Below are 21182 nucleotides of genomic sequence, written 5' to 3'. Positions count from 1 at the left end.
CGAACCTTGCGTGTGGGCGCAGGCATGACCGCTGTTCAGGCGGACAACGTCACTCTTTGATCCGCGGATGCTGCTGCACCAGCAACTTGCGCTTCTCCTCCAGTTCGGCAATTTCAGCATCGATGTCTTCGATCTTCTGCTCGATGTTGTCGTGATGCTCTTGCAGCAATTCTTTCGCCTCTTCCAGGTCAGACGCCGCCGGCGCGGCGCCACGCAATGGCTTGTTGGCGGTTTCCTTCATGGTCACACCGGTGACCAGACCGACCACGGCAATCACCATCAGGTAATACGCCGGCATGTACAGATCGTTGGTGCTCTCGACCAGCCACGCGACCACGGTCGGCGTCAGACCGGCAATCAGCACTGAAACGTTGAACGCTGCCGCCAGCGCGCTGTAGCGAATGTGCGTGGGGAACATCGCCGGCAGGGTGGAGGCCATGACGCCGATAAAGAAGTTCAGCAACACCGCCAGCATCAGCAGGCCGGCGAAGATCAAACCGATCTTGCCGCTGTTGATCAGCATGAACGCTGGAATCGCCAGAATGAACAAACCGATGCTGCCGACCACGATAAAAGGTTTGCGGCCAATCTTGTCGCTGACAAAGCCGATCAATGGCTGCACGAACAACATGCCGACCATGATCGCGATGATGATCAGCACGCCACGGTTTTCGCTGTAGTGCAGGTTGTGCGACAGGTAACTCGGCATGTAGGTGAGCAGCATGTAATAGGTGACGTTGGTCACTGCCACCACGCCGATGCAGGTCATCAGGCTGCGCCAGTGTTTGGTCGCGACCTCTTTGAACGAGACTTTCGGGCCACCGGCGAGGCCTTCGCGATCGCCTTGCTCAAGCTTTTCAACGTGCTGCTGGAACGCCGGGGTTTCTTCCAGCGCGTGACGCAAGTAGAGACCGATCATGCCCAGTGGCAAGGCGAGGAAGAACGGCAGGCGCCAGCCCCATTCCTCAAACTTCGCTTCGCCGAGCGTCGTCGAGATCAACACCACCACACCGGCACCGAGGACGAAACCGGCAATCGAGCCGAAATCCAGCCAACTGCCGAGGAAGCCGCGCTTGCGGTCCGGCGCATATTCAGCGACGAAGATTGACGCACCAGTGTATTCGCCACCGACCGAGAAACCCTGGGCCATTTTTGCCAGCAACAGCAGGATCGGCGCCCAGATGCCGATCGAGGCATAGGACGGAATCAGGCCGATGGCGAAGGTGCTGAGCGACATGATCACGATGGTCGCGGCGAGGACTTTCTGTCGTCCGTACTTGTCGCCCAAGGCGCCGAAGAACAAGCCGCCCAGCGGCCGGATCAGGAAGGGCACCGAGAACGTCGCCAGCGCGGCGATCATCTGTGTGCCGGGGTCGGCGCCGGGGAAAAACACTTTGCCGAGTACATAGGCGACGAAGCCGTAGACACCAAAGTCGAACCATTCCATGGCATTGCCCAGTGCGGCGGCGGTGATCGCCTTGCGCATCTTGGCGTCGTCGACAATGGTGATGTCGTTCAGGCCGATCGGCTTGACGGTTTTCTTGCGTGATTTCATCCGGGTCTTCTCTTTGCTGATCCATCGTACCGCGTAGATGCCATCTATTTGATGGCGCGTACTCTTTGGCTCAGATACATGAGGACACGAAATAATTCACTGCCCGGCGCTTTTTTTCCTGACACACCGGTGTAGGAACTGCCGAAGGCTGCGATTGATCGTTCCCACGCTGATCGTTCCCACGCTCTGCGTGGGAATGCAGCCGGGGACGCTCCGCGTCCCAAGATCAAAAGATCGCAGCCTTCGGCAGCTCATATGTGTTTACCGGCGAATGGCCGTATACGATTGCCGCAGGTCGCTAGCCCAGCCATCCAGCACGACTTTGACGTCATCGGCGGTCAGCACCTGCCTGTCGTTCTCCAGTGGCACCCCGGTGCCTTTGCGCACCACTTCGGCAATCACTTCACCGGTCGATCCGTCCTCGAACGACACTTCGGTGGCAACCTCGCTGTCCTGATCACGGATGCCGGTCGCCGTACTGACACCGGCAGCGACGAGGGTGACCGGCAGCCACTCATAAAAGCGCAAACCCTGAGTGCTGGTGGCCACTTGAGTGATAGCAGGGCGCACTATCAGGGTGTTCGGCCCGGGTTGATTGACCAGATGCATCACTTTGCTCAATTCCAGCCGCAGCGCCGCGTCGTAGTAGTCAGTCACGCCGGAAAGGGTGCTCAGCGGAATCCGTTGCGTCGGCTCGGCACTTGGGTAGAACTGACTCGGCGCCAGATAAACCTGCGTGTATCGACCCCGGGCGAGGGCCGGGCTGACCCACGCCAACACGGACTGACCGGACGGCGACTGGCGCTCGGTCAACACGCTGTAGTCATGCAGAAAGCCGCTGTGTTCCGGCGTTTTGTTGGTGCAGGCCGACAGGCTCAACGTGGTGACAATGGACAGCGACAGTGAACGAATACGCGACATCAAACGGCTTCCTTGTTTTGCGCCAGGTTGTCCGAGCATTCGATGTGCAATCGACCATGGGCCATGATCCAGTTCATGAGGTCAGCGGTGTTGACGCTGTGCACGTATTCCACCCAGTGCGCGTTGGTCGGGCTGAAATGCTCGAAGTAACGGCGCAGCACGACTGTGCTTTGATCAGGGGAAACCCCCATGCACGATTCCTGAAACACCACCGGTGTGTCCGGGCCGAGCGCTGCGGTGCGCTGGCTTAGAATCAACGGCCGATTACCGTTGTGCTGCGTGATGCCCGGTTTGCTGTTCAATACCTTCATGCCAATCCCCCCGTTGGAAATAGCTGCAGAGTGCCCGCGCGGTTTTGCCAGAGAATGTCCGCTTGATGTCTGGCACGTAGAAATGTTGCTCGATTGAAATAAATGACCCGGGCGGCAAAATGGCTTTAGATTGGCTTTTTTTGGTGCATGGATCCTGTGACTGTGAGCAGACTGCTGTTCGTCGACGACGACGTGGAAATCCTCGCGCTGCTGAAGAAGTTCTTCGTGCAGCACGCCTATGAAGTCGACGTGGCGCCGCACGGCGAAGCCATGTGGGCGGCGATCGCGCAGAACCGTCCGGACACGATCATTCTTGATCTGATGATGCCCGGCGAAAGCGGCCTGAGCCTGTGCCAGAAGGTGCGCGCGCAGTTGGGCATTCCGATCATCATGCTCACCGCCATGGCCGAGCTCAGTGATCGCATTGTCGGGCTGGAACTGGGCGCGGACGATTACCTGACCAAGCCTTTTGCCCCGCAGGAACTGCTCGCACGGGTGCGTGCCTTGCAGCGTCGCGCCGGTGAACAGCGCAGTCCGGTCGAGCCTTCACGCCCGGTGATCGGCTTCGCCGGTTGGCATCTGGACATCACCTGTCGCGAATTGCGCTCACCGGAAAACGTGATGATTCCGCTGTCCGGCGGCGAGTTCGATTTGCTCGTGGTGTTCCTCGATCACCCGCAGCGCATCCTTACTCGCGAGCAATTGATCGACCTGACCCACGGCCATGGCCATGACGCCTTCGATCGCAGCATCGATGTGCAGGTCAGTCGCCTGCGGCGCAAGATCGAACCCGACAGCAAGCGCCCGGACCTGATTCGTACGGTGCGCAACGGCGGCTATCTGTTCACCGCCAAGGTCACTCGCTCGTGATCCGCCGACTGTGGCGCGGCGACACGCTGCGCCGGCACATCGCCCTGACCATCGTGGCAGCGATGGTCGCTTCGCTGGCGTTGAATGCGCTGTTCGTGCAAGTCGCCGGCATCTGGGCGCGACCACCGATTGAACGCACCGGCCTGCTCGAGCAGATTGCCGCGACATCCCGGGTGATCGAGGCAGCCCCGGCCAACCTGCGCCCGCAACTGGCCGCCGCCGCAAGTAGCGCTATGCTGCAGGTGTCGTGGCAAGCGCAGCGCGCGGATTTCGATCTGCCCAATGACGGGCTTCGCCTGCCAGCCAGCAGGGTGCCGGTGCTGCAGCAACTGCTGGGCATTGATCGAAAAATCGAGGTGTTCAGCCCGGGCGACTGGCCGAACGGCAGTCCCCTGGCGCATTACGCCGCCGTCGTGCAATTGGTCGATGGCAGCTGGTTGTCATTTATCCCGCCGGAGCGCAGTTGGGGTCTGGAATTTGGCGTGCGTATCGCGATCGTCATCGCCTTGGGACTGATTGCCACATTGCTGGTTGCCTGGGTCGCCACCCGGCAACTGGCCAACCCGTTGCAGCGTTTCACGCGGGCCGCCAGACGTTTCGGCACGGATCTGCGCGCGCCGCCGATCAAGCTCGAAGGCCCTGACGAAATTCGCCAGGCGATCATCGCCTTCAACACCATGCAGGCGCAGATTCAGCATTTCATCGCCGAGCGCACGCACATGCTCGCGTCAATTTCCCACGACCTGCGTGCACCGCTGACACGCATGCGCTTGCGCAGCGAATTCATGGAAGACCTCGATCATCAGGGCAAACTGATTCGCGACGTTGAAGAGATGCAGTCGATGATCAACGCTGCGTTGGCGTTCTTCCGCGAAGACACCCACCGCGAGCAGACCACCGCGTTCGATCTGTCGGAGCTGTTGCAGACCATCGTTGACGATTACCGTGATCAACACCTGCACGTCGACTTCGAAGGCCCGGCGCACCTGGTGTACGAAGGTCGACCACTGGGGATCAAACGGGTGATCGTCAATTTGCTGGAGAATGCGCTGAAGTATGCGCAGCATCCGGGCATTACATTGAAGTGTGATGAGTATTCGATCTGCATCGAGATCCGCGACGACGGCCCGGGTATTCCCGAGGCGGCGCTTGAGCAGGTTTTCGATCCGTTCTTTCGCCTCGAAGCTTCGCGCAATCGCGATACCGGGGGCGTTGGTCTGGGGCTTTCAGCGGCGCGGGCGATTGTGCGAGAGCAGGGCGGAGAACTGACGTTGAGCAATCGTAGCGGCCAAGGGCTGCTGGCGCGGGTCGAATTGCCGCGTAACGGATAGTTGCTGGCGTGAAATTTATTCTGTAGATTTTCATGAAATTATAAAAAGATAATTTCATTAGGTCGCGAATGTTCCTGCAATCCAGCCAGCACGTCGACAGCTATTACGCCCAAAGTTGCGCCGATATTCTGAGCCATCGGCCGGCGCTGGAAGGCGAACATGATGCCGACGTGGTGATCATCGGCGCCGGTTTCAGTGGTCTGCACACGGCGTTGCGTCTGGCCTTGGCGGGTAAACGCGTGGTGGTGCTGGAAGCCAGTCGCGTGGCGTGGGCCGCGTCGGGGCGTAACGGCGGACAGGCGATTCTCGGCTGGTCGTGCGACATGCCGCCGCTGGAAGCTGCGTTGGGTCAGGAGCGGGCGAAACGCTTGTGGGACGGCATGCGGTGGGCCGCTGGGGAATTGCGTGAATTGCCGGGTCGTCACGGTTTCGATATCGATTATCGCCCTGGGCACCTGTGGACCTCGGTGATGCCACGGCGCGTCAGCCTGCTCAGGGAATGGCAACACGAGGCCAGCCACAAGTGGGGCCACGATGTGTTGCAGTTCATTCCTTGTGAACAACTGCCGGAATGGGTGGCCACTGACCGCTATCAGGCCGGGCTTTACGACCCTGAGGGCGCGCACCTCAATCCACTGAAACTGGCGCTGGGCCTGGCGGATGCCATCGAGCGAGCCGGCGGGCGTATCCATGAGCAAAGCAAAGCGTTGAGTTATCAGGAGGAGGGTGACGGTTTCCGCGTCAACACCGAGCGCGGCTCGGTGCGCGCCGATGTGTTGGTGCTGGCGTGCAACGCTTATCTCGATGAACTCGACCCGCAACTGTCCAGCTGCATTCTGCCGGTGGGCACGCACCAGGTGGCGACCGCTCCGCTCACGCCTGAGTTGGCCACTGCGCTGTTGCCGCGCAATGTCTGCGTGACCGACAACCAGTTCGTCCTCGATTACTTCCGTCGCACGCCGGATAACCGTTTGTTGTTCGGCGGCGGCTGCACCTATCTCGGTGGCATGCCCAAGGACATCGCGGCGGCAACACGGCCGTTTCTCGAGCGGGTGTTCCCGCAGCTCAAAGGCGTCGGCATCGAGTTTGCCTGGGGCGGGCATATAGACCTGACGATGAACCGCACACCCGATGTCGGCGGCGCGGACAACCGTTATTGGCTGCAAGGCTATTCGGGCCACGGCGTTCTGCCGACATTGGCCGCCGCGCGTGCGGTGTCCGATGCGATTCTCGGCGACGCGGATGAACTGGCGTTGTATCAGGGCCTGAGCAATGGCCGTTTCCCCGGTGGCAAGCATTTTGCGGCACCGCTGGAAGCCATCGGCAAGGCCTGGTACCGACTGCGCGACAGCATTTGATGAGATTTATTTCGGAATCGCGACCATGAACAAGCAAGAAGAAATCGCCGCGCTGGCGATCCTTATCCACGACCTGCGCAAGCACAAGAAGTGGACCCTGAAGGAACTGGCCGACAAGATCGGCCGTTCAGTCGGCTTCCTGTCGCAGGTCGAGCGCGGCTTGTCGCGGCCCACCGTGGCGGACCTGACCGCAATCAGCGAAACCTTCGGCGTGCCGACCACTTATTTCTACAGCCTGCCCAAGCCTAAAGAGCTGCCGTGGGTCACGCGCCCGGACGAGCGCCGCACGTTGTACTACGCCAACGGCATCACCGACATTCTGGTGTCGCCGCAGATCCGCACCTCGTTCTCCATGCTCGAAAGTCATCTCGAAGCCGGTGCTAGCAGCGGCGATCGCCATCTGACCGACAGCTCGGAGCAGGGCGGTTACGTCCTCGAAGGCGAGCTGACCTTATGGCTGGGCGACGACGAAGAACCGACCACGCTGAAGGCTGGCGACAGCTTCCAGTTCGACAGTCACACCCGCTGCCGTTACGGCAACCTCACCGAGCAGCTGACCCGCGTGCTCTGGGTCTACACCTGATTACAACAAGGATAAATATGATGGACGCTGTCTGCGCTGACCTGCTCGCCGAAGTGCGTGCCTTTCGCCAACGCTACCCCGAGGTGCGTTATGTCGACCTGATTTGCCTGGACATTCCCGGGCACTTCTATGGCAAGCGTTATCCAATCGACATGCTCGAAAAAGTCGCCGCAGGCAGCGTCCTGAAGTTGCCGCAGAACTGCGTACTGCTGGGCGTGCAGGGTGGTTTGTTTCCTATCGGCGATTACTGCTTCAACGACGGCGATCCGGATGCCGTGCGCCGACTCGTGCCGGGCACACTGAAGCCGGTGACCTGGGAAGCGCAGCCGCTGGGGCAGATGCTGATCACGTCGGACGGCACCGAAAAACCGATCGAATTCGAACCTCGTGAAGTCCTCGCACAGGTGCTCAAACGCCTGTCGCGCAAAGGCATTCATCCGGTGGTGGCGTTCGAGCTGGAGTTCTACCTGTTCGACAAAAAGCTGCGCGACGGTCTGCCGCAATTCCCCCGCGACGACCTGACTGACGACGCCGATGATCAACCGAACCTGCACATCGAACGCCTCTCACGCTTTGCGCCGGTGCTGGATGACATGGTTGAAGCGACGCGGGCGCAAGGTATCGACGCCACAGTGATCACCGCTGAACTCGGCCCCGGCCAGTTTGAAATCAACTTTGGCCATCTCGACGATGGTCTACGTGCGGCGGATTGGGCGGCGTTGTTCTGCCGCAGCACGCGCGGGGTGGCGCTTAAACACGGCTATCGCGCGAGTTTCATGGCCAAGCCGTACTTGCAGCATCCGGGCAGTGGCATGCACGTGCACGTGAGCCTGTATGACGCTGAAGGCAATAATCTGTTCGCCGCGAATGAGCAGCAGCCGCTACGCCATGCGGTCGCCGGGTGCCTGGAACTGCTGCCGCACAGCATGCCGATCTTTGCGCCGAACCAGAATGCGATGCGCCGTTTGGGCGGCACGGTGAACACCGCAACCAAGGCGAGTTGGGGTTTTGAAGACCGCGATGCGTGCTTGCGGATTCCGGAGTCGGATGTGAAGAACCTGCGGGTCGAATATCGCTTGGCGGGGGCGGATGCCAATCCGTATCTGGTACTGGCGGCGATTCTGGTGGGGTTGGAGCATGGGTTGGAGTCGGGCAAAGAGCCGATCGCACCGCTGAACGAAGACCGCAGCAGCGGGATTGATTTTCCAAAAGAAATGTTCGAGGCCGTGCGCGCGATGCAGCATCAGCCGCAGTTGCGTGAGGGGCTGGGCGCGGAGTTTGTCGATGTGTATTGCGAGAATAAACGCCAGGATCATTTGGCGTTTATGCAGGAGATCAGTGCGCGGGAGTATCGCTGGTATTTGTGAAGGGCGCCGGCTCACGCAGGGCGCCGAATCCGGCTGGCGTCTCTGGAGGGCGGACACCCGAACTGGCGGCTGTACTCTCGGCTGAATTGCGATGGGCTTTCGTAGCCCACTCGATAACAGGCACTCGCCACATCCAGGCCTTCACCCAGCATCAGGCGGCGGGCCTCCTGCAGGCGAAGTTGCTTTTGATATTGCAGCGGACTCATCGCGGTGACGGCCTTGAAGCGATGATGCAGTGTCGAGCTGCCCAGATTGGCGACCCTGGCAAGCTCTTCGATGCGCAAGGGTTGGGTGTAATGGTTATTCAACCAGTCGATTGCCCGCGTGACGCGTCGTGTTTGCGAATCACTCAGGGCCAGCTCATACAACCGCCGTCCGTGCACGCCTCGCAGGAGGCGGTAGTACAACTCTCGTAAAGCGAGCGGCGCAAGCATGCCGATGTCTTTCGGTGTTTCCAGCAGCCGTACCAGCCGCAGCATTGTTTCGAGCAGGGGCACGTCGATTTTCTCGAGGAAAAGACCCAGCTCAGGTTCGTCGGGGACACCCGTTACCGGCGCATCGGCGATGACCTGGGCGATATCCGTGGCCTCGAAATCAAACCGGATACACAGGTAGGGCGCCTCCGGGCTGGCCAGCAGCACGCGCCCGGCAACCGGGAGCGTCACCGAGACCACCAGGTAACTCAGCGGGTCGTACAGGTATTGGTCGTCGCCCAGGCCGATTTCCTTTTGTCCTTGCACAATCAGGCAAAGTGCCGGCTTGTGCACGGTATGGATAAGCTCCGAAGGCGTGTCAAAACGGATGACATGCAGGGGCGCTATGGCGGTCTCGTAGATCCCTGGCGCGGTAAAGCGTTGCGTCAGCAGGCGAACCAGTTCGTCGCGATAGATGGCCGTGTTTTGCAGGATGAAAGCATCGCTCTGTTCCATTTCAAGGCTCTCACAAGTGTTCATGAGCGTCTGCCCGGAACTGTCCAGGCAGACGATATTCATCCGACATCATCAAAGTGCTCATTGCCGATAGAGGATCATGCCGGCGTGATACAGCACGTCGTCATGAAAATGCCCGTCGGCAGTGAAGCCGGTGTCGTCCCAGTACTGGATGTAGTCACCGACCATTTCGTAGCGGCCTTGATAAGCGCTGTTGTTTTTACCACGGGCCTCGTCGTAACGCCCAGAGGCCAGAAGTTCGTGACGGATGAATCCATCCGCGGTGACCCACATGCCTGCGTAACGATGCTCAGGCGCGTTTTGTTTGGCGTTTTTCATTGTTCAGTCCTCATTGACGTTGTTCACCTGAGCGGCCTGCCGTGGCCTGTGTCTGCATCCGTTGCGTGCTTGCAGATTACGTAGCCGAGCGCAGCGGTGTCAGGACGAAACTGCCGCAGATTTGCCTGATCCTCTCGTGCTTGCCGAGCATGCGGCGGCTTTTTCCTGCAGTGGCTCACCCGGCTGTGACAGTCATACCGCCGTCGGCCATGACCACCGAACCGACCATGAAGCTGGCACGGTCGGAGGCGATGAACGCGACCACTTCGGCGATTTCTTCCGGTTGTGCGGCGCGGCCGATCGGTGCGGCTTCGCCATGCTGGGCAAGAAAAGCAGGGCCATCGTCGACCACATGGTTGAGGATGTTGGTTACCACATCCCCGACGCCAACCGCGTTAACGCGGATGCCGTGGCCAATGACCTCAAGCGCCAGGGTGCGCGTCAGTTGCGCCAGTGCGCCTTTGGAGGCGGTGTAGGCGGCAATGGTGGGAAAGGCGAAGTAGGAGGCGTAGGACGCGATGTTGACGATCGAGCCGGATTTATTGGGCATCATCGCTTTGACCGCTTCACGGCTATGCAGGAAGGCCGCCGTGGCATTGACCGCCTGAATGCGTTCCCAGTCCTCGCGAGTCATGTCGATGACCAGCTTGTTGATGATGATGCCGGCGTTATTGACCAGGATGTCCAGCCGGCCAAATTGCTCGACGGCCAACGCGACCGCGCGCTCGGCGGCGCCGTCCTGAGTGATGTCGGCCACCAGTGGTACCAGACCAGGGCGGGCCAGCGCTGCCACCTCAGGGTTTATGTCTTCAGCAATCACTTTGGCGCCGCGGTCATGCAGCAGCAGTGCGATGGCTTTGCCAATACCGCTGGCCGCGCCAGTGACCAAGGCGACTTTACCTGCCACTTCGTTCGGGGTGCAGTTGTTGATAGCGGTCATGATGTTCTCCAGCGTTGTGATCCAGTAGGGGGGATAAGCCGTGTCTTTCAACGGCGACGGGCCTACTGTCTCGCAGCGCGGCGAAGTCGGCTTTCGCGGGATTGCCCACGCTGTCGGGGTTTTGCGCCGAATGTAAATGAAGGTGGTTCGGTGCTCGGTTCAGCCAGCGGAAAAAGCCCGATATCATCGATACGGCCTCCCTTATCAAAAGGACCTGTTCATGGCAACTAACGGGCGAACGTCCCAGGCGCCACTGTCGACATCCCGCCAGGACTTGCGCATCACTGGGGAGTCCATGCGTGAATATCTGCCAGGCGATGCGCAGACGTTTCCACCGCGCCTGGAAATCAAGGACGTTGTGATTCAGCTGTTCACCCATCGCAGCGTCATCGAGCCCATTCTCGTGCCTGCGGTGGTGGAACCGCTGCTCGTGTTGGTACTAGCGGGGGCGGCGAGGGTGGAGGAACGTATGCCGGGTGGGGAGTGGGAGGCGATAGAGGTCAGTACCGGCGATTTTTTCCTGACCAGTTCTGAAGAACCCTATGAAATGCGCTGGCAGACGCACGGCGGCGATACTTTCGAAGTCATGCATCTTTATCTGGGGTTGCCGCTGATCGAGCAAGCGTCACGGGAGTTGTTGGGGAAGCATGCCGGGGATGTTCGATTTCGCGATGTTTCCGGCGCACGGGATGGGCGCGTCGCGTATGTCATGGAGCAGCTGCGCACCGAACTGGTCGGGGAGCGCTTGCCCAGTGCTCTGTTCGTCCGGTCTCTGGCTCAGGCGCTGGCCGTACATCTTGTGCGCAGCTATCGCGCCGAGACCCGACCCGGACGTCGAGTCAGCGCCTTGCAAGCCTACAAGCTGCGCAAAGTCACTGATGCCATGAGTGCGGATCTGGCCGCTGAGTTCAGCCTGGCAAAATTGGCCAGACTGGCCGAACTGAGCGAGTACCACTTCAGCCGCCTGTTCAAGCGTGCGACGGGACTGTCGCCTTCGCAGTACTTCATTCGCTTGCGCATGGTTCGTGCAAGGCACTTGTTGCTGGAGACCCGGCTTAGTGTCATCGAGATCGGGCTGGAGGTCGGCTACTCCAGCCCCAGTCACTTTTCCCAGGTATTTCGTCGCGAAGTGGGCGTAACGCCCAGCGAATTCCGTGGTGCTTGAGTGCCGGTTCGCCACAAAATTTGCGGGTGATGCACACAGACACGAATAGGCAAAAGTTGCGCAGGTTTCGGCACGCGCCGGGCTGTCCAGTGCCTTTAATCTTTTCGACGTACCCCGCAGCAACGCCCGCGTCTTCAGCGGTCGGTGCTGAACTTCAATGCAGACAGCAGGAGCTACGGATATGTCGAACATTCAAAACAAAGTCGTGCTGATTACCGGTGCAAGCAGTGGTATTGGCGAAGCGGCGGCCAGATTGATCGCCGCCAAAGGTGCCCATGTGGTACTCGGCGCCCGCCGCACCGAGCGTCTGGACAAACTGGTCAGCGAAATCCACGCCGAAGGTGGCTCGGCAAGCGCCTGCGCACTGGACGTGACGGATCTGCAATCCATGCACGCCTTCGTGACATTCGCCAAGGCGCAGCATGGCAAGGTGGATGTGATCATCAACAACGCCGGCGTGATGCCGCTGTCGCCTTTGACTTCGTTGAAGGTCGATGAGTGGAACCAGATGCTCGATGTCAACGTCCGCGGCGTGCTGCACGGTATTGCCGCCGTCTTGCCAGACATGGAGGCGCAAGGCTTCGGCCAGGTCATCAATATCTCGTCAATCGGCGGTCTCGCGGTTTCTCCGACAGCCGCGGTGTACTGCGCGACCAAATTTGCGGTCAGGGCGATCTCGGATGGCCTGCGTCAGGAAACGGACAAGATCCGCGTCACGGTGGTGTGCCCTGGGGTCGTCGAGTCCGAACTGGCCGATACGATTTCCGATGAAGTGGCCCGCGAGGAAATGAAAGCCTTTCGGCGTGTAGCGCTCAACGCCGACGCCATTGCGCGAGCACTCGCCTATGCCATCGACCAGCCCGACGATGTCGATGTGAGTGAGATCGTGGTTCGTCCGACGGCCAGCCCACACTGAGTAATCCGTACAGCAAGGTGCGCATGGGTTCGGCGGCGGTGGTTGATTAACGGTTGCTTCCGGACCCTTTGCTGCGGGTGCGATGGGTCGCCAAATCGTAGCGGTTACGGAAATGAGTTGCGGTGTCATTTTGATCAGCTTTGCCTGTTGTGTTTTTTCTTCTGGGCGCTGGCTGCCGACACGCTCTTTTACACCTTGGTCAGCGCCCGCAATTGTCAGCGGGGACTACGCTCCAGAAACAACCCCGCAGATCGAAGAAACAGTGCGCAAGGTCGAGACGACCAGAGTGATGGAGGGAACCAACAGGCCGTTCTTCGGGATCCGGCATCCCTGATCGTCACCATCGGAGTACGCTCCGTGAAAATCCGACAGCCGCTGTTTATGCTCGCTTTGCTCGTTGCCGGTTGTACGACCGTCAATGTTCCTCACGAACCCAGTCAGGCCTTGCCAGCGAACGGTTCAGCGTTCGGCCGTTCTATCCAGGCCCAGGCCGCTCCTCATCAGGGCCGATCGGGCTTTCGTTTGTTATCCGAGAGTGCCGAGGCGTTCTCGGCCCGCGCCGAGCTGATTCGCAACGCGCAAAGCAGCCTCGACTTGCAGTACTACATCGTCCACGACGGCATCAGCACACGAATACTGGTGAGCGAACTGCTGAACGCCGCCGACCGTGGCGTGCGCGTGAGGATTTTGCTGGATGACACCACCAGCGATGACCTCGACCGGATTATCGCGACGCTGGCTGCGCATCCGTTGATTCAAGTTCGCGTATTCAACCCGCTGCACCTGGGCCGCAGCACCGTCGTGACGCGGACGATGGGCCGGCTGTTCGACCTGTCGCAGCAACATCGACGCATGCACAACAAACTGTGGGTGGTGGACAACTGCGTGGCCATTGTCGGTGGGCGCAATTTGGGCGACGAGTATTTTGATGCGCAGCCCGACAAGAACTTCAGAGACATCGACATGCTCAGCGTCGGCCCGGTTGCCGAGCATCTGGGGCATAGTTTTGACCAGTATTGGAACAGTGCGCTGAGCAAGCCCATCGAGCAGTTTCTCTCGATCAGACCGTCGCTCAGGGACCTGAAAAACAGCCGCACCCGGCTGGATGAATCCCTGGAGGAAACGCGCAAGCAGAATCATGCGCTTTACCAGCAACTGATGACCTACACCACGCATCCACGCCTGCAGGTCTGGCGTCAGGAGCTGATCTGGGCCTGGAACACAGCGATGTGGGATGCACCGAGCAAGGTCTTGGCGAAGGGCGAACCCGCCCCGCACTTGCTGTTGGCCACTCAGTTGGCGCCTGAACTCAACGGGGTCAGCAAGGAGCTGATCATGGTGTCAGCCTACATGGTGCCCGGTCAGCCGGGAGTGGTGTACTTGACCGACCGTGCCGACGCTGGCGTGTCGATCAGCTTGCTGACCAACTCACTGGAGGCCACCGATGTGCCCGCCGCACACGGTGCGTACGCCCCGTATCGGCAAACCTTGCTGGAGCATGGCGTGCAGTTGTTCGAGTTACGGCGGCAATCCGGCGCCAATGGTGACAGCGACGACAGAGGCGGCGGGCCGCGCCTGTTTCACAGCGGATCCTCCAACAGTTCCGACTCCAGCCTGCATACCAAGGCGATGATTTTCGACCAGCAGAAAGCATTCCTCGGTTCGTTCAATTTCGACTCGCGCTCACTCTTGTGGAACACCGAAGTCGGGGTGTTGGTCGATAATCCGCAACTCGCCGGACGGGTGCGTGAACTGGCCCTGGAAGGTATGGCCCCGGCGCTCAGTTACCACACCGTGCTGGAAAACCATCAGATGGTCTGGGTCACTGAGGATGACGGCAAACGGCATACGTTGACCAAGGAACCGGGGAGTTGGTGGCGGCACTTCAATGCGTGGCTTAGCAGCACGATCGGGTTGGAGAAGATGTTATAGAGGCTATATCCGGCTTGGGTCATCGATGAACGATGACGGCGTGGTCTCTGTTGACGGCCACAGCGTTGCTTTCACGGTCAGAAAGAGGGTGTGGCGATGAGGGGCACGGCGCGGCTTTTCAGCCTGTTGCTAGTGGTTGCGGGCAGCGGCCTTATCGCCATCGTCCCGCAGGCGCTGAGTCAAACCACCCCTCAAGCTACCCAAGAGATAACGGCCTTGCTGGACTTTGTCGAACACAGCCCGTGTCAGTTTGTGCGCAACGGACTTGAATACCCGGGACCTCGCGCTCGGGCGCATCTGGAGCAAAAGCTGGCTTATCTGGAAGGTAGAAACAGGGTGAACAGCGCAGAAGATTTCATCGACCTTGCAGCCACTGAAAGCAGCATCAGTGGCCGCGCCTATGAAGTGCGCTGCCAGCAAAGCGCAGAACCGGCAAGCACTTGGTTGAAGAGGGAACTGCAGAGGCAGCGGCAACCGCATTGATCTTGGCTCCAGGCTAATTACTCTGGCTTGGTCCATAAGTTACGGGTCAATAGCGACTTCGAGCGTCTGAAACGCGAGACAGGCGCCGCCGAAACGTGATTGCCGACACAAGGGTCGAGAGGGGCTGCTATCGGCTGTGGATTCAACCAATCTCCACCTAGCGATTGCAGCTTTTCTAGCTACGCTTGCCAGCAAGAGATTGGTGCAAGCACGCCGACTCCTTAATTGTCTGGCAAGGGAGCCTACAACCATGGATAGCACTCACGGCGTTTATCCATCAGCGACCGTTCTGGTAGTCGACGATACCCCCGATAACCTGATGCTCATCGCCGAGTTGCTCAAGGACAAATATCGGGTCAAAGCCGCCAACAGCGGCGAAAAGGCCCTGCGCCTTCTACAGGCAGACCCGCTTCCCGACCTGATCCTGCTGGACATCATGATGCCCGGCCTGTCCGGTTATGACGTTGCCGAGCAGCTCAAGCTTGATGCCCGCATTCGCCATATTCCGATCATTTTCCTCACCTCGATGACCGCTACGGAGGACGAGATTCGCGGCTTGAGCCTCGGTGCTGCGGATTACATCACCAAGCCGATCATCCCTCCGGTGCTCATGGCCAGGGTCGAGACTCAGATCAAGCTCAAGGCCGTTGCCGATTTCCTGCGCAATCAGAACGATTTTCTGGAGCAGGAAGTGCAACGGCGTACCCGCGAGGTGATCGCCATCCAGGATGTCACGATCCACGCCATGGCCTCGCTGGCCGAAACCCGTGACAACGAAACCGGCAACCACATTCGCCGCACCCAGCACTACATCAAACGCCTCGCTGAGCTGCTGCGCAATCACCCGCGCTTCCGCGACTTCCTCGACGAGGACACGATCAAGCTGCTCTTCAAATCGGCGCCGCTGCACGATATTGGCAAGATTGGCATTCCCGATCGCATCCTGCTCAAACCGGGGCGGCTCACCGCCGAAGAGTTCGAGATCATGAAGACCCACACTACATTGGGCCGCGACGCCATCCAGCACGCCGAGGATCAATTAGGCATAAACGTCGACTTCCTTCATCTGGCCAAGGAAATTGCCTACGGCCATCAGGAAAAATGGGATGGCAGTGGCTATCCGCAAGGCGTGGCCACCGATGACATACCGATCAGCGCCCGATTGATGGCTGTGGCGGATGTCTACGATGCGCTGATCAGTCGTCGCGTGTACAAGCCCGGCATGCCCCACGAGCAAGCGGTGAAAATCATCCGCGAAGGCCGGGGTTCGCATTTTGATCCGGACATCTGTGACGCGTTTCTGGCCAATGCCGAGCAGTTCCGCGAAATTGCCGAGCGCTTCGCCGACAGCGACCAGGACATGGCCAGGCAGTTAGCTCTGCTTGAGCAGATTGCCGACCGTCCCTGAGCCCCGCGCATCCGTTTGCACATCCAGTTGAAAGAGGCTGTTTATGAACAGACTGTTCGAGATGCTCGAGCGCCTGTCTCTGCGCAATAAATTGATCATCGGCTTCGCTGCGCTGCTGATATTGATCCTGATACTGGGCGCGCAAAGCCTGCGCACCCAGTATTCGCTCAGAAATGAAATGCAGCAGTTGTACCAACAGGATCTGGTGGGCATCCAGCATGTGCAGGAGGTTCGGGTGCAGTTGCCGCATCTGTTGCTCGCCATGCAACGTGCAATCGCTACCAACAACGCGGACATCCGCATCAGCGCCAGAGCCCAGATGAATGTCGCCCAGGCGCGACTCCATGAAGCGCTGGAGCAGGTTCGTCCAACACTGCGCAGACAGAGCAGCATCAGCAGCCTGCTGGAATTCGAACGGGTATTGCAGCGTCTGCAAAAAGATGGCGATGAAGCGTTGGAGTTCGCCGGCAAGGGTTCCTTGGGTCAAGCCTTGATGTTGCTCAACAGCAAGGATTTTCTTGCGCTGGAGCAGGGCGGCGACGGGCTGCTCAACCAGATCGAGAAAAACAAGGAAACCGACATCCACGATACAGCGAAGAACCTGGCTGAATACGCAGAGCGTAGTACTGCGATCACGTACATCTTGCTGTTGGGTGGTTCGACGCTGGCCTTGCTGTTGACCTGGTTGGTCAGCTATTCCATTCGCGTGCCGTTGAATCGCGTACGCGTGGCCGTGGATGAATTGGCGTCGGGCAAGCTGGACGGTCAGATCCCGCACACCGACCTGCGCAATGAAACCGGCGACCTGGCGCGGGCCATTGCGACGCTGCAGGTGGAGGCTTGTCAACTTGAACGCCAGCGTTGGGTGAAAGCTCACGCCTCGCTCCTGCAAGTCGATTTGCAACAGGCCGAGACACCGCAACAATTGGCTCAGGCTTTTTTCAGCCGCGTCGCGCCCCGTTTGGGCATGTGCCAGGGGGCGCTTTACGTGCTCTATGAGGGCGCGTCGCGCCTGCAATTAGTCGGCGGTTATGCGCTGGACAGTGAGCACCCGTTGCCCGCCGAGCTTGAACTCGGTGAAGGGTTGCTTGGCCAGTGCGCACTGGATCGCCAACCCCGTCAGCTTGAGGATCTGCCCGAATCGTTCTGGCATGTGCGCGCGCAGTTGGGCGCAGTTGCCGCCAGCCATCTGCTGGTGCAGCCGGTGCTGCGTGGCGAGCGCCTGCTCGGGGTTGTGGAAATGGCAGGCTTTCGCTCGCTGGAGGAGAACGAGGTATTGCTCTTGCAAGAAGTCCTGCCCAGGCTGGCCGGTGCGATGGCCATTATGGAACGCAGCGAGGCAGCCCAGGCGCTGCTGCAGGAAACTCGACGTCAGGCTGACGAAATGGGCGCGCAAACCTTGCAACTGGAACACCAGGCCAGAGAGCTGGAGGCCCAGCAGGCCGCATTGCGCGCCACCGAGGCCTGGTATCGCGGCATCATCGAGGCAGCACCGGACGGCATGCTGGTGCTGGGAGCCGACGGCCGCATCCTGATGACCAACCCGCAAATGGACACCTTGTTTGGCTACGCCCCCGGCGAGCTGATCGGCGCCAGCATCGAGCGTCTGGTACCGCAGGCTGCCCGCGAGCGCCATGTCAAGTTACGCGACGGCTTCATTGCCAGCGGCGGAACCCGGCAGATGGGCGGCGATCTCGACGATCTGAGCGGGGTACGCAAAGACGGCAGCCTGTTCTCCGTGGAAATCGGCCTTTCTCATCTACCGCGTCTGGAGGGTCGTGGTGTCTGCGTGTGTGCCTCAGTGCGCGACGTGAGTGATCGCCGGGCGATGGAAGCCCGGCTGCGAACCGCCAGCGATCGCCTGAACCTGGCACAGGAGGCTGGTGACATCGGGCTGTTCGACGTCGATCTGGTCAGCGGCACAAATTATTGGACGCCCCAGCTTGAAACCTTGTTCGGACTTGAGCCTGGCGGATTCGGTGGCACGTTGGCGCACTGGCAGGCGCTGATGCATCCCGAGGATGTGGCACGCGTCAGCAGCGCCTTCGAGAGCGCCATCCAGAGTGGCAATGACCGTGTCGAGTTCGACTTCCGGATCGTCCGCAAAAACGATGGACGGGTGCGCACGCTCCGGTCGCTGAACCGCTTCTCACGCACGCCTGAAGGTAAGCCATTGCGCGCAACCGGCATCAACATTGACGTCACCGCACTGGCAGAGGCAAGGGCTGCGGCCGAAGAGGCCACGCAGGCCAAGAGCGAGTTCCTCGCCAACATGAGCCATGAAATCCGTACGCCGATGAACGCCATCATCGGTATGAGCCACCTGGCACTGCGTACCGAACTGGACAAACGCCAGCGCAACTATATTGAAAAGGTCCACCGCTCGGCGGAGAACCTGCTGGGGATCATCAACGACATCCTCGACTTCTCCAAGATCGAGGCCGGCAGGATGAACCTCGAACAGGTGCCGTTCCGTCTGGAAGACGTACTCGACAGCTTCGCTGCCATGATTGGCCTGAAGACCGAGGACAAGGGCCTCGAGTTGTTGTTCCAGATCCCGCCCGACTTGCCCACGGCGCTGCTGGGCGATCCTCTGCGGTTGGGGCAGGTGCTGATCAACCTCGGCAACAACGCGGCCAAATTCACCGAGCACGGCGAGATCGTGGTCGGTCTGGAACAAGTGGGTGCGCACACCGACAGCGTAGAGCTGCATTTCTGGGTGCGCGACACCGGCATCGGCATGACCGTCGAGCAGTGTTCACGCCTGTTTCAGTCATTCAGTCAGGCGGACACTTCGATCACCCGCAAATATGGCGGCACCGGTTTGGGATTATCTATTTCCAAGAAACTGGTGGAGCTGATGGCCGGCCGAATCTGGGTCGAGAGCGAGCCGGGAATCGGCTCCACATTCCACTTCCAGGTTCAACTCGGCGTACAGAAAAATGTTCTGCCGCGTCGCATGTTCAAGGCTGGCGAGCTGTTGGGCATGCGCGTGCTTGTCGTGGATGACAACACCAGTGCCCGTGAAATTCTCTCGGGCATGGCACGCAGCTTTGGCCTGGAAGTGGACGTCGCGCAGAGCGGTAGTCTGGCGCTGCGCATGTTGGCCGACGCCGAGCACAAGGTCCTGCCTTACGATCTGGTCTTGATGGACTGGCGGATGCCCGGCATGGATGGCATGGAAACCGTGAGCAGAATGCATTCCGCCAGTCTGCTGCGTACGCCATCGGTCATCATGGTGACGGCTTTTGGCCGCGAAGAAGCCCGCGAAGAAGCCGAACGCCAAGGCATCCAGCTGCCTGTGGTACTGACCAAACCCGTCACGCCATCCTCTTTGCTCGAAGCCATCGGTGTCGTGCTGGGCAGAGACACGCACAGCGATACTCGGGCTGGCGAACGCTCCCAACACAATGCCAGTACCGTCGCCAGTCTCAATGGCGCGCGGCTGCTTCTGGTCGAAGATAACGAGCTGAATCAGGAGCTGGCCAGCGAACTGCTGGAGAGCGTCGGAATACGCTTGCGACTCGCCACGCACGGCCAGGAGGCCTTGGATATCCTCGGCGAGGATGGTGACTTTGATGGCGTGCTGATGGATTGCCAGATGCCGGTGATGGATGGCTACACGGCTACCCGGCACATTCGCCAGCAACCGCGCTTCAGCACGCTTCCGGTGATCGCCATGACCGCCAACGCCATGGACGGTGACCGCGAGCGCGCGCTCGAATGCGGCATGAACGACCATATTTCCAAGCCACTGAATGTCGAAACCATGTTCGCGACAATGGCAAAGTGGATCAAACCACGAGCCGCTCAAGCATCGTTGAACGCAGGTTTCGCCGATGGCTTGCCAGATCATCTTGAGGGCATTGATTTGGCTGCGGGTCTCGCCACCTGCATGGGCCGGCGGGATCTCTACTTACGTCTGCTCTGCAAGTTTCGCGATACGCAGACGGACTTTGCCGAGCAATTCCAGTCCGCACGGATCGATCCGGATCCTGCTGCCGCCGGGCGGCTGGCGCACAGTTTGCGCGGCACCGCCGGCAGCCTCGGCGCCAAGGCCGTGGCGCAGGCTTGCGCTTTGTTAGAACAGGCCTGCCAGAACGGCGAACCGGCTACGGTAGTGCAAGCGCTAGCGATGCAGGTCGAGCAGTGCTTGCGCCCGACCCTGGCGGCTCTGGCCGACTTTAGGGCGGACACTACGGCCTCCACGGATGGCGACCTGCTGGACCAATCGGCAATCAGCGAGCAGATGAACAGGCTTATTGTTCTGTTGGACGAAGGTGATACGGCGGCTTTGGACGTGCTGGCGGCACTGCGCAACAGGCCACTCGATCATGCGTTGACAGCCCGTCTGACACTCGTCGCGGCGCAGGTGGAACTGTTCGACTTTGATCGCGCCTTGCAGCTTCTTCAGGATAAATGAACCGGGTGAGCAGGTAGGCCGCTCACCTTTAACGGCAGCTGGTTGGGGCCGGCATGCTGCTCTTTGTTGTATGGCGAAAAAAAGCTGAAGCCTAAGCGAAAGAAAACTCTGCTTCAGTCTATTGCTGCCAGCCAGTAGCGGACATTCGTGATGGGCAATTCCCGGTCGGAAGCAGATTCTTCAACCTAAGACTAACTTGCCTATCCCCTGCACGGTCACGTAGTAATATCGGCACTTCACTCGTGACATTGGTACGGAAATGCCAGCAGAAATAATGCAACAGGATGGGCTGAAGCTGACCATCACGCCGTGTAGCAGCCGGATTGGCTGTATCGTCGTTCGACTCGCGGG

17 protein-coding genes are annotated in these 21182 nt (G+C 59.8%); 11 read left to right on the top strand and 6 right to left on the bottom strand.

What is annotated here, in order from left to right:
* Positions 1–49: 49 nt before the first annotated feature.
* From proP to ACOYXJ_RS24745, 3 genes are all read right to left on the bottom strand, one after another.
* Positions 50–1555, bottom strand: a complete 1506-nt coding sequence (proP, locus tag ACOYXJ_RS24755) for a glycine betaine/L-proline transporter ProP (protein WP_460372074.1) — start codon at positions 1553–1555, stop codon at positions 50–52.
* Positions 1556–1816: 261 nt separating this feature from the next.
* A complete protein-coding gene (locus ACOYXJ_RS24750) occupies positions 1817–2476 on the bottom strand; it encodes a DUF3313 domain-containing protein (RefSeq protein ID WP_460372072.1) in 660 nt (219 codons plus the stop codon).
* A complete protein-coding gene (locus ACOYXJ_RS24745) occupies positions 2476–2787 on the bottom strand; it encodes a hypothetical protein (protein ID WP_095118992.1) in 312 nt (103 codons plus the stop codon). The genes ACOYXJ_RS24750 and ACOYXJ_RS24745 overlap by 1 nt, the downstream gene beginning before the upstream one ends.
* Before the next feature lie 147 nt (positions 2788–2934).
* Here ACOYXJ_RS24745 and ACOYXJ_RS24740 point away from each other — a divergent pair, with 147 nt between their 5' ends.
* The 5 genes from ACOYXJ_RS24740 (at position 2935) to ACOYXJ_RS24720 (ending at position 8296) form a co-directional block, all read left to right on the top strand.
* Positions 2935–3657: a response regulator gene (locus ACOYXJ_RS24740; protein WP_460372070.1), complete on the top strand. Its 723-nt coding sequence runs from the start codon at positions 2935–2937 to the stop codon at positions 3655–3657.
* Positions 3654–4988 carry an ATP-binding protein gene (locus ACOYXJ_RS24735; RefSeq protein WP_460372069.1) on the top strand — a complete coding sequence of 445 codons (1335 nt, stop codon included), beginning with the start codon at positions 3654–3656 and terminating at the stop codon, positions 4986–4988. Before ACOYXJ_RS24740 ends, ACOYXJ_RS24735 begins: the two co-directional genes overlap by 4 nt.
* A gap of 68 nt (positions 4989–5056) precedes the next feature.
* Entirely contained in the window at positions 5057–6346 is a 1290-nt protein-coding gene (locus tag ACOYXJ_RS24730; protein ID WP_460372067.1) for an NAD(P)/FAD-dependent oxidoreductase, read from the top strand.
* Positions 6347–6371: 25 nt separating this feature from the next.
* Complete coding sequence (locus tag ACOYXJ_RS24725; protein ID WP_460372065.1) at positions 6372–6929, top strand: helix-turn-helix domain-containing protein; 558 nt, start codon at positions 6372–6374, stop codon at positions 6927–6929.
* A 20-nt stretch (positions 6930–6949) separates the two neighbouring features.
* Positions 6950–8296 carry a glutamine synthetase family protein gene (locus ACOYXJ_RS24720; RefSeq protein ID WP_460372063.1) on the top strand — a complete coding sequence of 449 codons (1347 nt, stop codon included), beginning with the start codon at positions 6950–6952 and terminating at the stop codon, positions 8294–8296.
* A gap of 11 nt (positions 8297–8307) precedes the next feature.
* On the opposite strand, the gene ACOYXJ_RS24715 is transcribed toward ACOYXJ_RS24720, so the two are convergent.
* From ACOYXJ_RS24715 to ACOYXJ_RS24705, 3 genes are all read right to left on the bottom strand, one after another.
* On the bottom strand, positions 8308–9225 hold the full coding sequence (locus ACOYXJ_RS24715; protein ID WP_460373033.1) for an AraC family transcriptional regulator: 918 nt from the start codon (positions 9223–9225) through the stop codon (positions 8308–8310).
* 81 nt (positions 9226–9306) lie between these two features.
* On the bottom strand, positions 9307–9564 hold the full coding sequence (locus ACOYXJ_RS24710) for an Atu4866 domain-containing protein (protein ID WP_460372061.1): 258 nt from the start codon (positions 9562–9564) through the stop codon (positions 9307–9309).
* A 175-nt stretch (positions 9565–9739) separates the two neighbouring features.
* Positions 9740–10504, bottom strand: a complete 765-nt coding sequence (locus tag ACOYXJ_RS24705) for an SDR family NAD(P)-dependent oxidoreductase (RefSeq protein ID WP_460372060.1) — start codon at positions 10502–10504, stop codon at positions 9740–9742.
* Positions 10505–10724: 220 nt separating this feature from the next.
* Here ACOYXJ_RS24705 and ACOYXJ_RS24700 point away from each other — a divergent pair, with 220 nt between their 5' ends.
* From ACOYXJ_RS24700 to ACOYXJ_RS24675, 6 genes are all read left to right on the top strand, one after another.
* Positions 10725–11669: a helix-turn-helix domain-containing protein gene (locus tag ACOYXJ_RS24700; RefSeq protein WP_460372058.1), complete on the top strand. Its 945-nt coding sequence runs from the start codon at positions 10725–10727 to the stop codon at positions 11667–11669.
* A gap of 181 nt (positions 11670–11850) precedes the next feature.
* Positions 11851–12585 carry an SDR family oxidoreductase gene (locus ACOYXJ_RS24695; RefSeq protein ID WP_460372056.1) on the top strand — a complete coding sequence of 245 codons (735 nt, stop codon included), beginning with the start codon at positions 11851–11853 and terminating at the stop codon, positions 12583–12585.
* A 357-nt stretch (positions 12586–12942) separates the two neighbouring features.
* Positions 12943–14517, top strand: a complete 1575-nt coding sequence (locus tag ACOYXJ_RS24690) for a phospholipase D-like domain-containing protein (protein WP_460372054.1) — start codon at positions 12943–12945, stop codon at positions 14515–14517.
* 96 nt (positions 14518–14613) lie between these two features.
* On the top strand, positions 14614–15000 hold the full coding sequence (locus tag ACOYXJ_RS24685) for a YfeK family protein (RefSeq protein ID WP_150729253.1): 387 nt from the start codon (positions 14614–14616) through the stop codon (positions 14998–15000).
* A gap of 250 nt (positions 15001–15250) precedes the next feature.
* On the top strand, positions 15251–16408 hold the full coding sequence (locus ACOYXJ_RS24680) for a response regulator (RefSeq protein WP_150792897.1): 1158 nt from the start codon (positions 15251–15253) through the stop codon (positions 16406–16408).
* Between the two features lie 43 nt (positions 16409–16451).
* On the top strand, positions 16452–20831 hold the full coding sequence (locus tag ACOYXJ_RS24675; protein ID WP_460372052.1) for a response regulator: 4380 nt from the start codon (positions 16452–16454) through the stop codon (positions 20829–20831).
* Positions 20832–21182 lie beyond the last annotated feature (351 nt).

This window comes from Pseudomonas sp. Tul2A7, from assembly GCF_054790505.1.
This window is presented reverse-complemented; position numbering and strand designations above follow the sequence as displayed.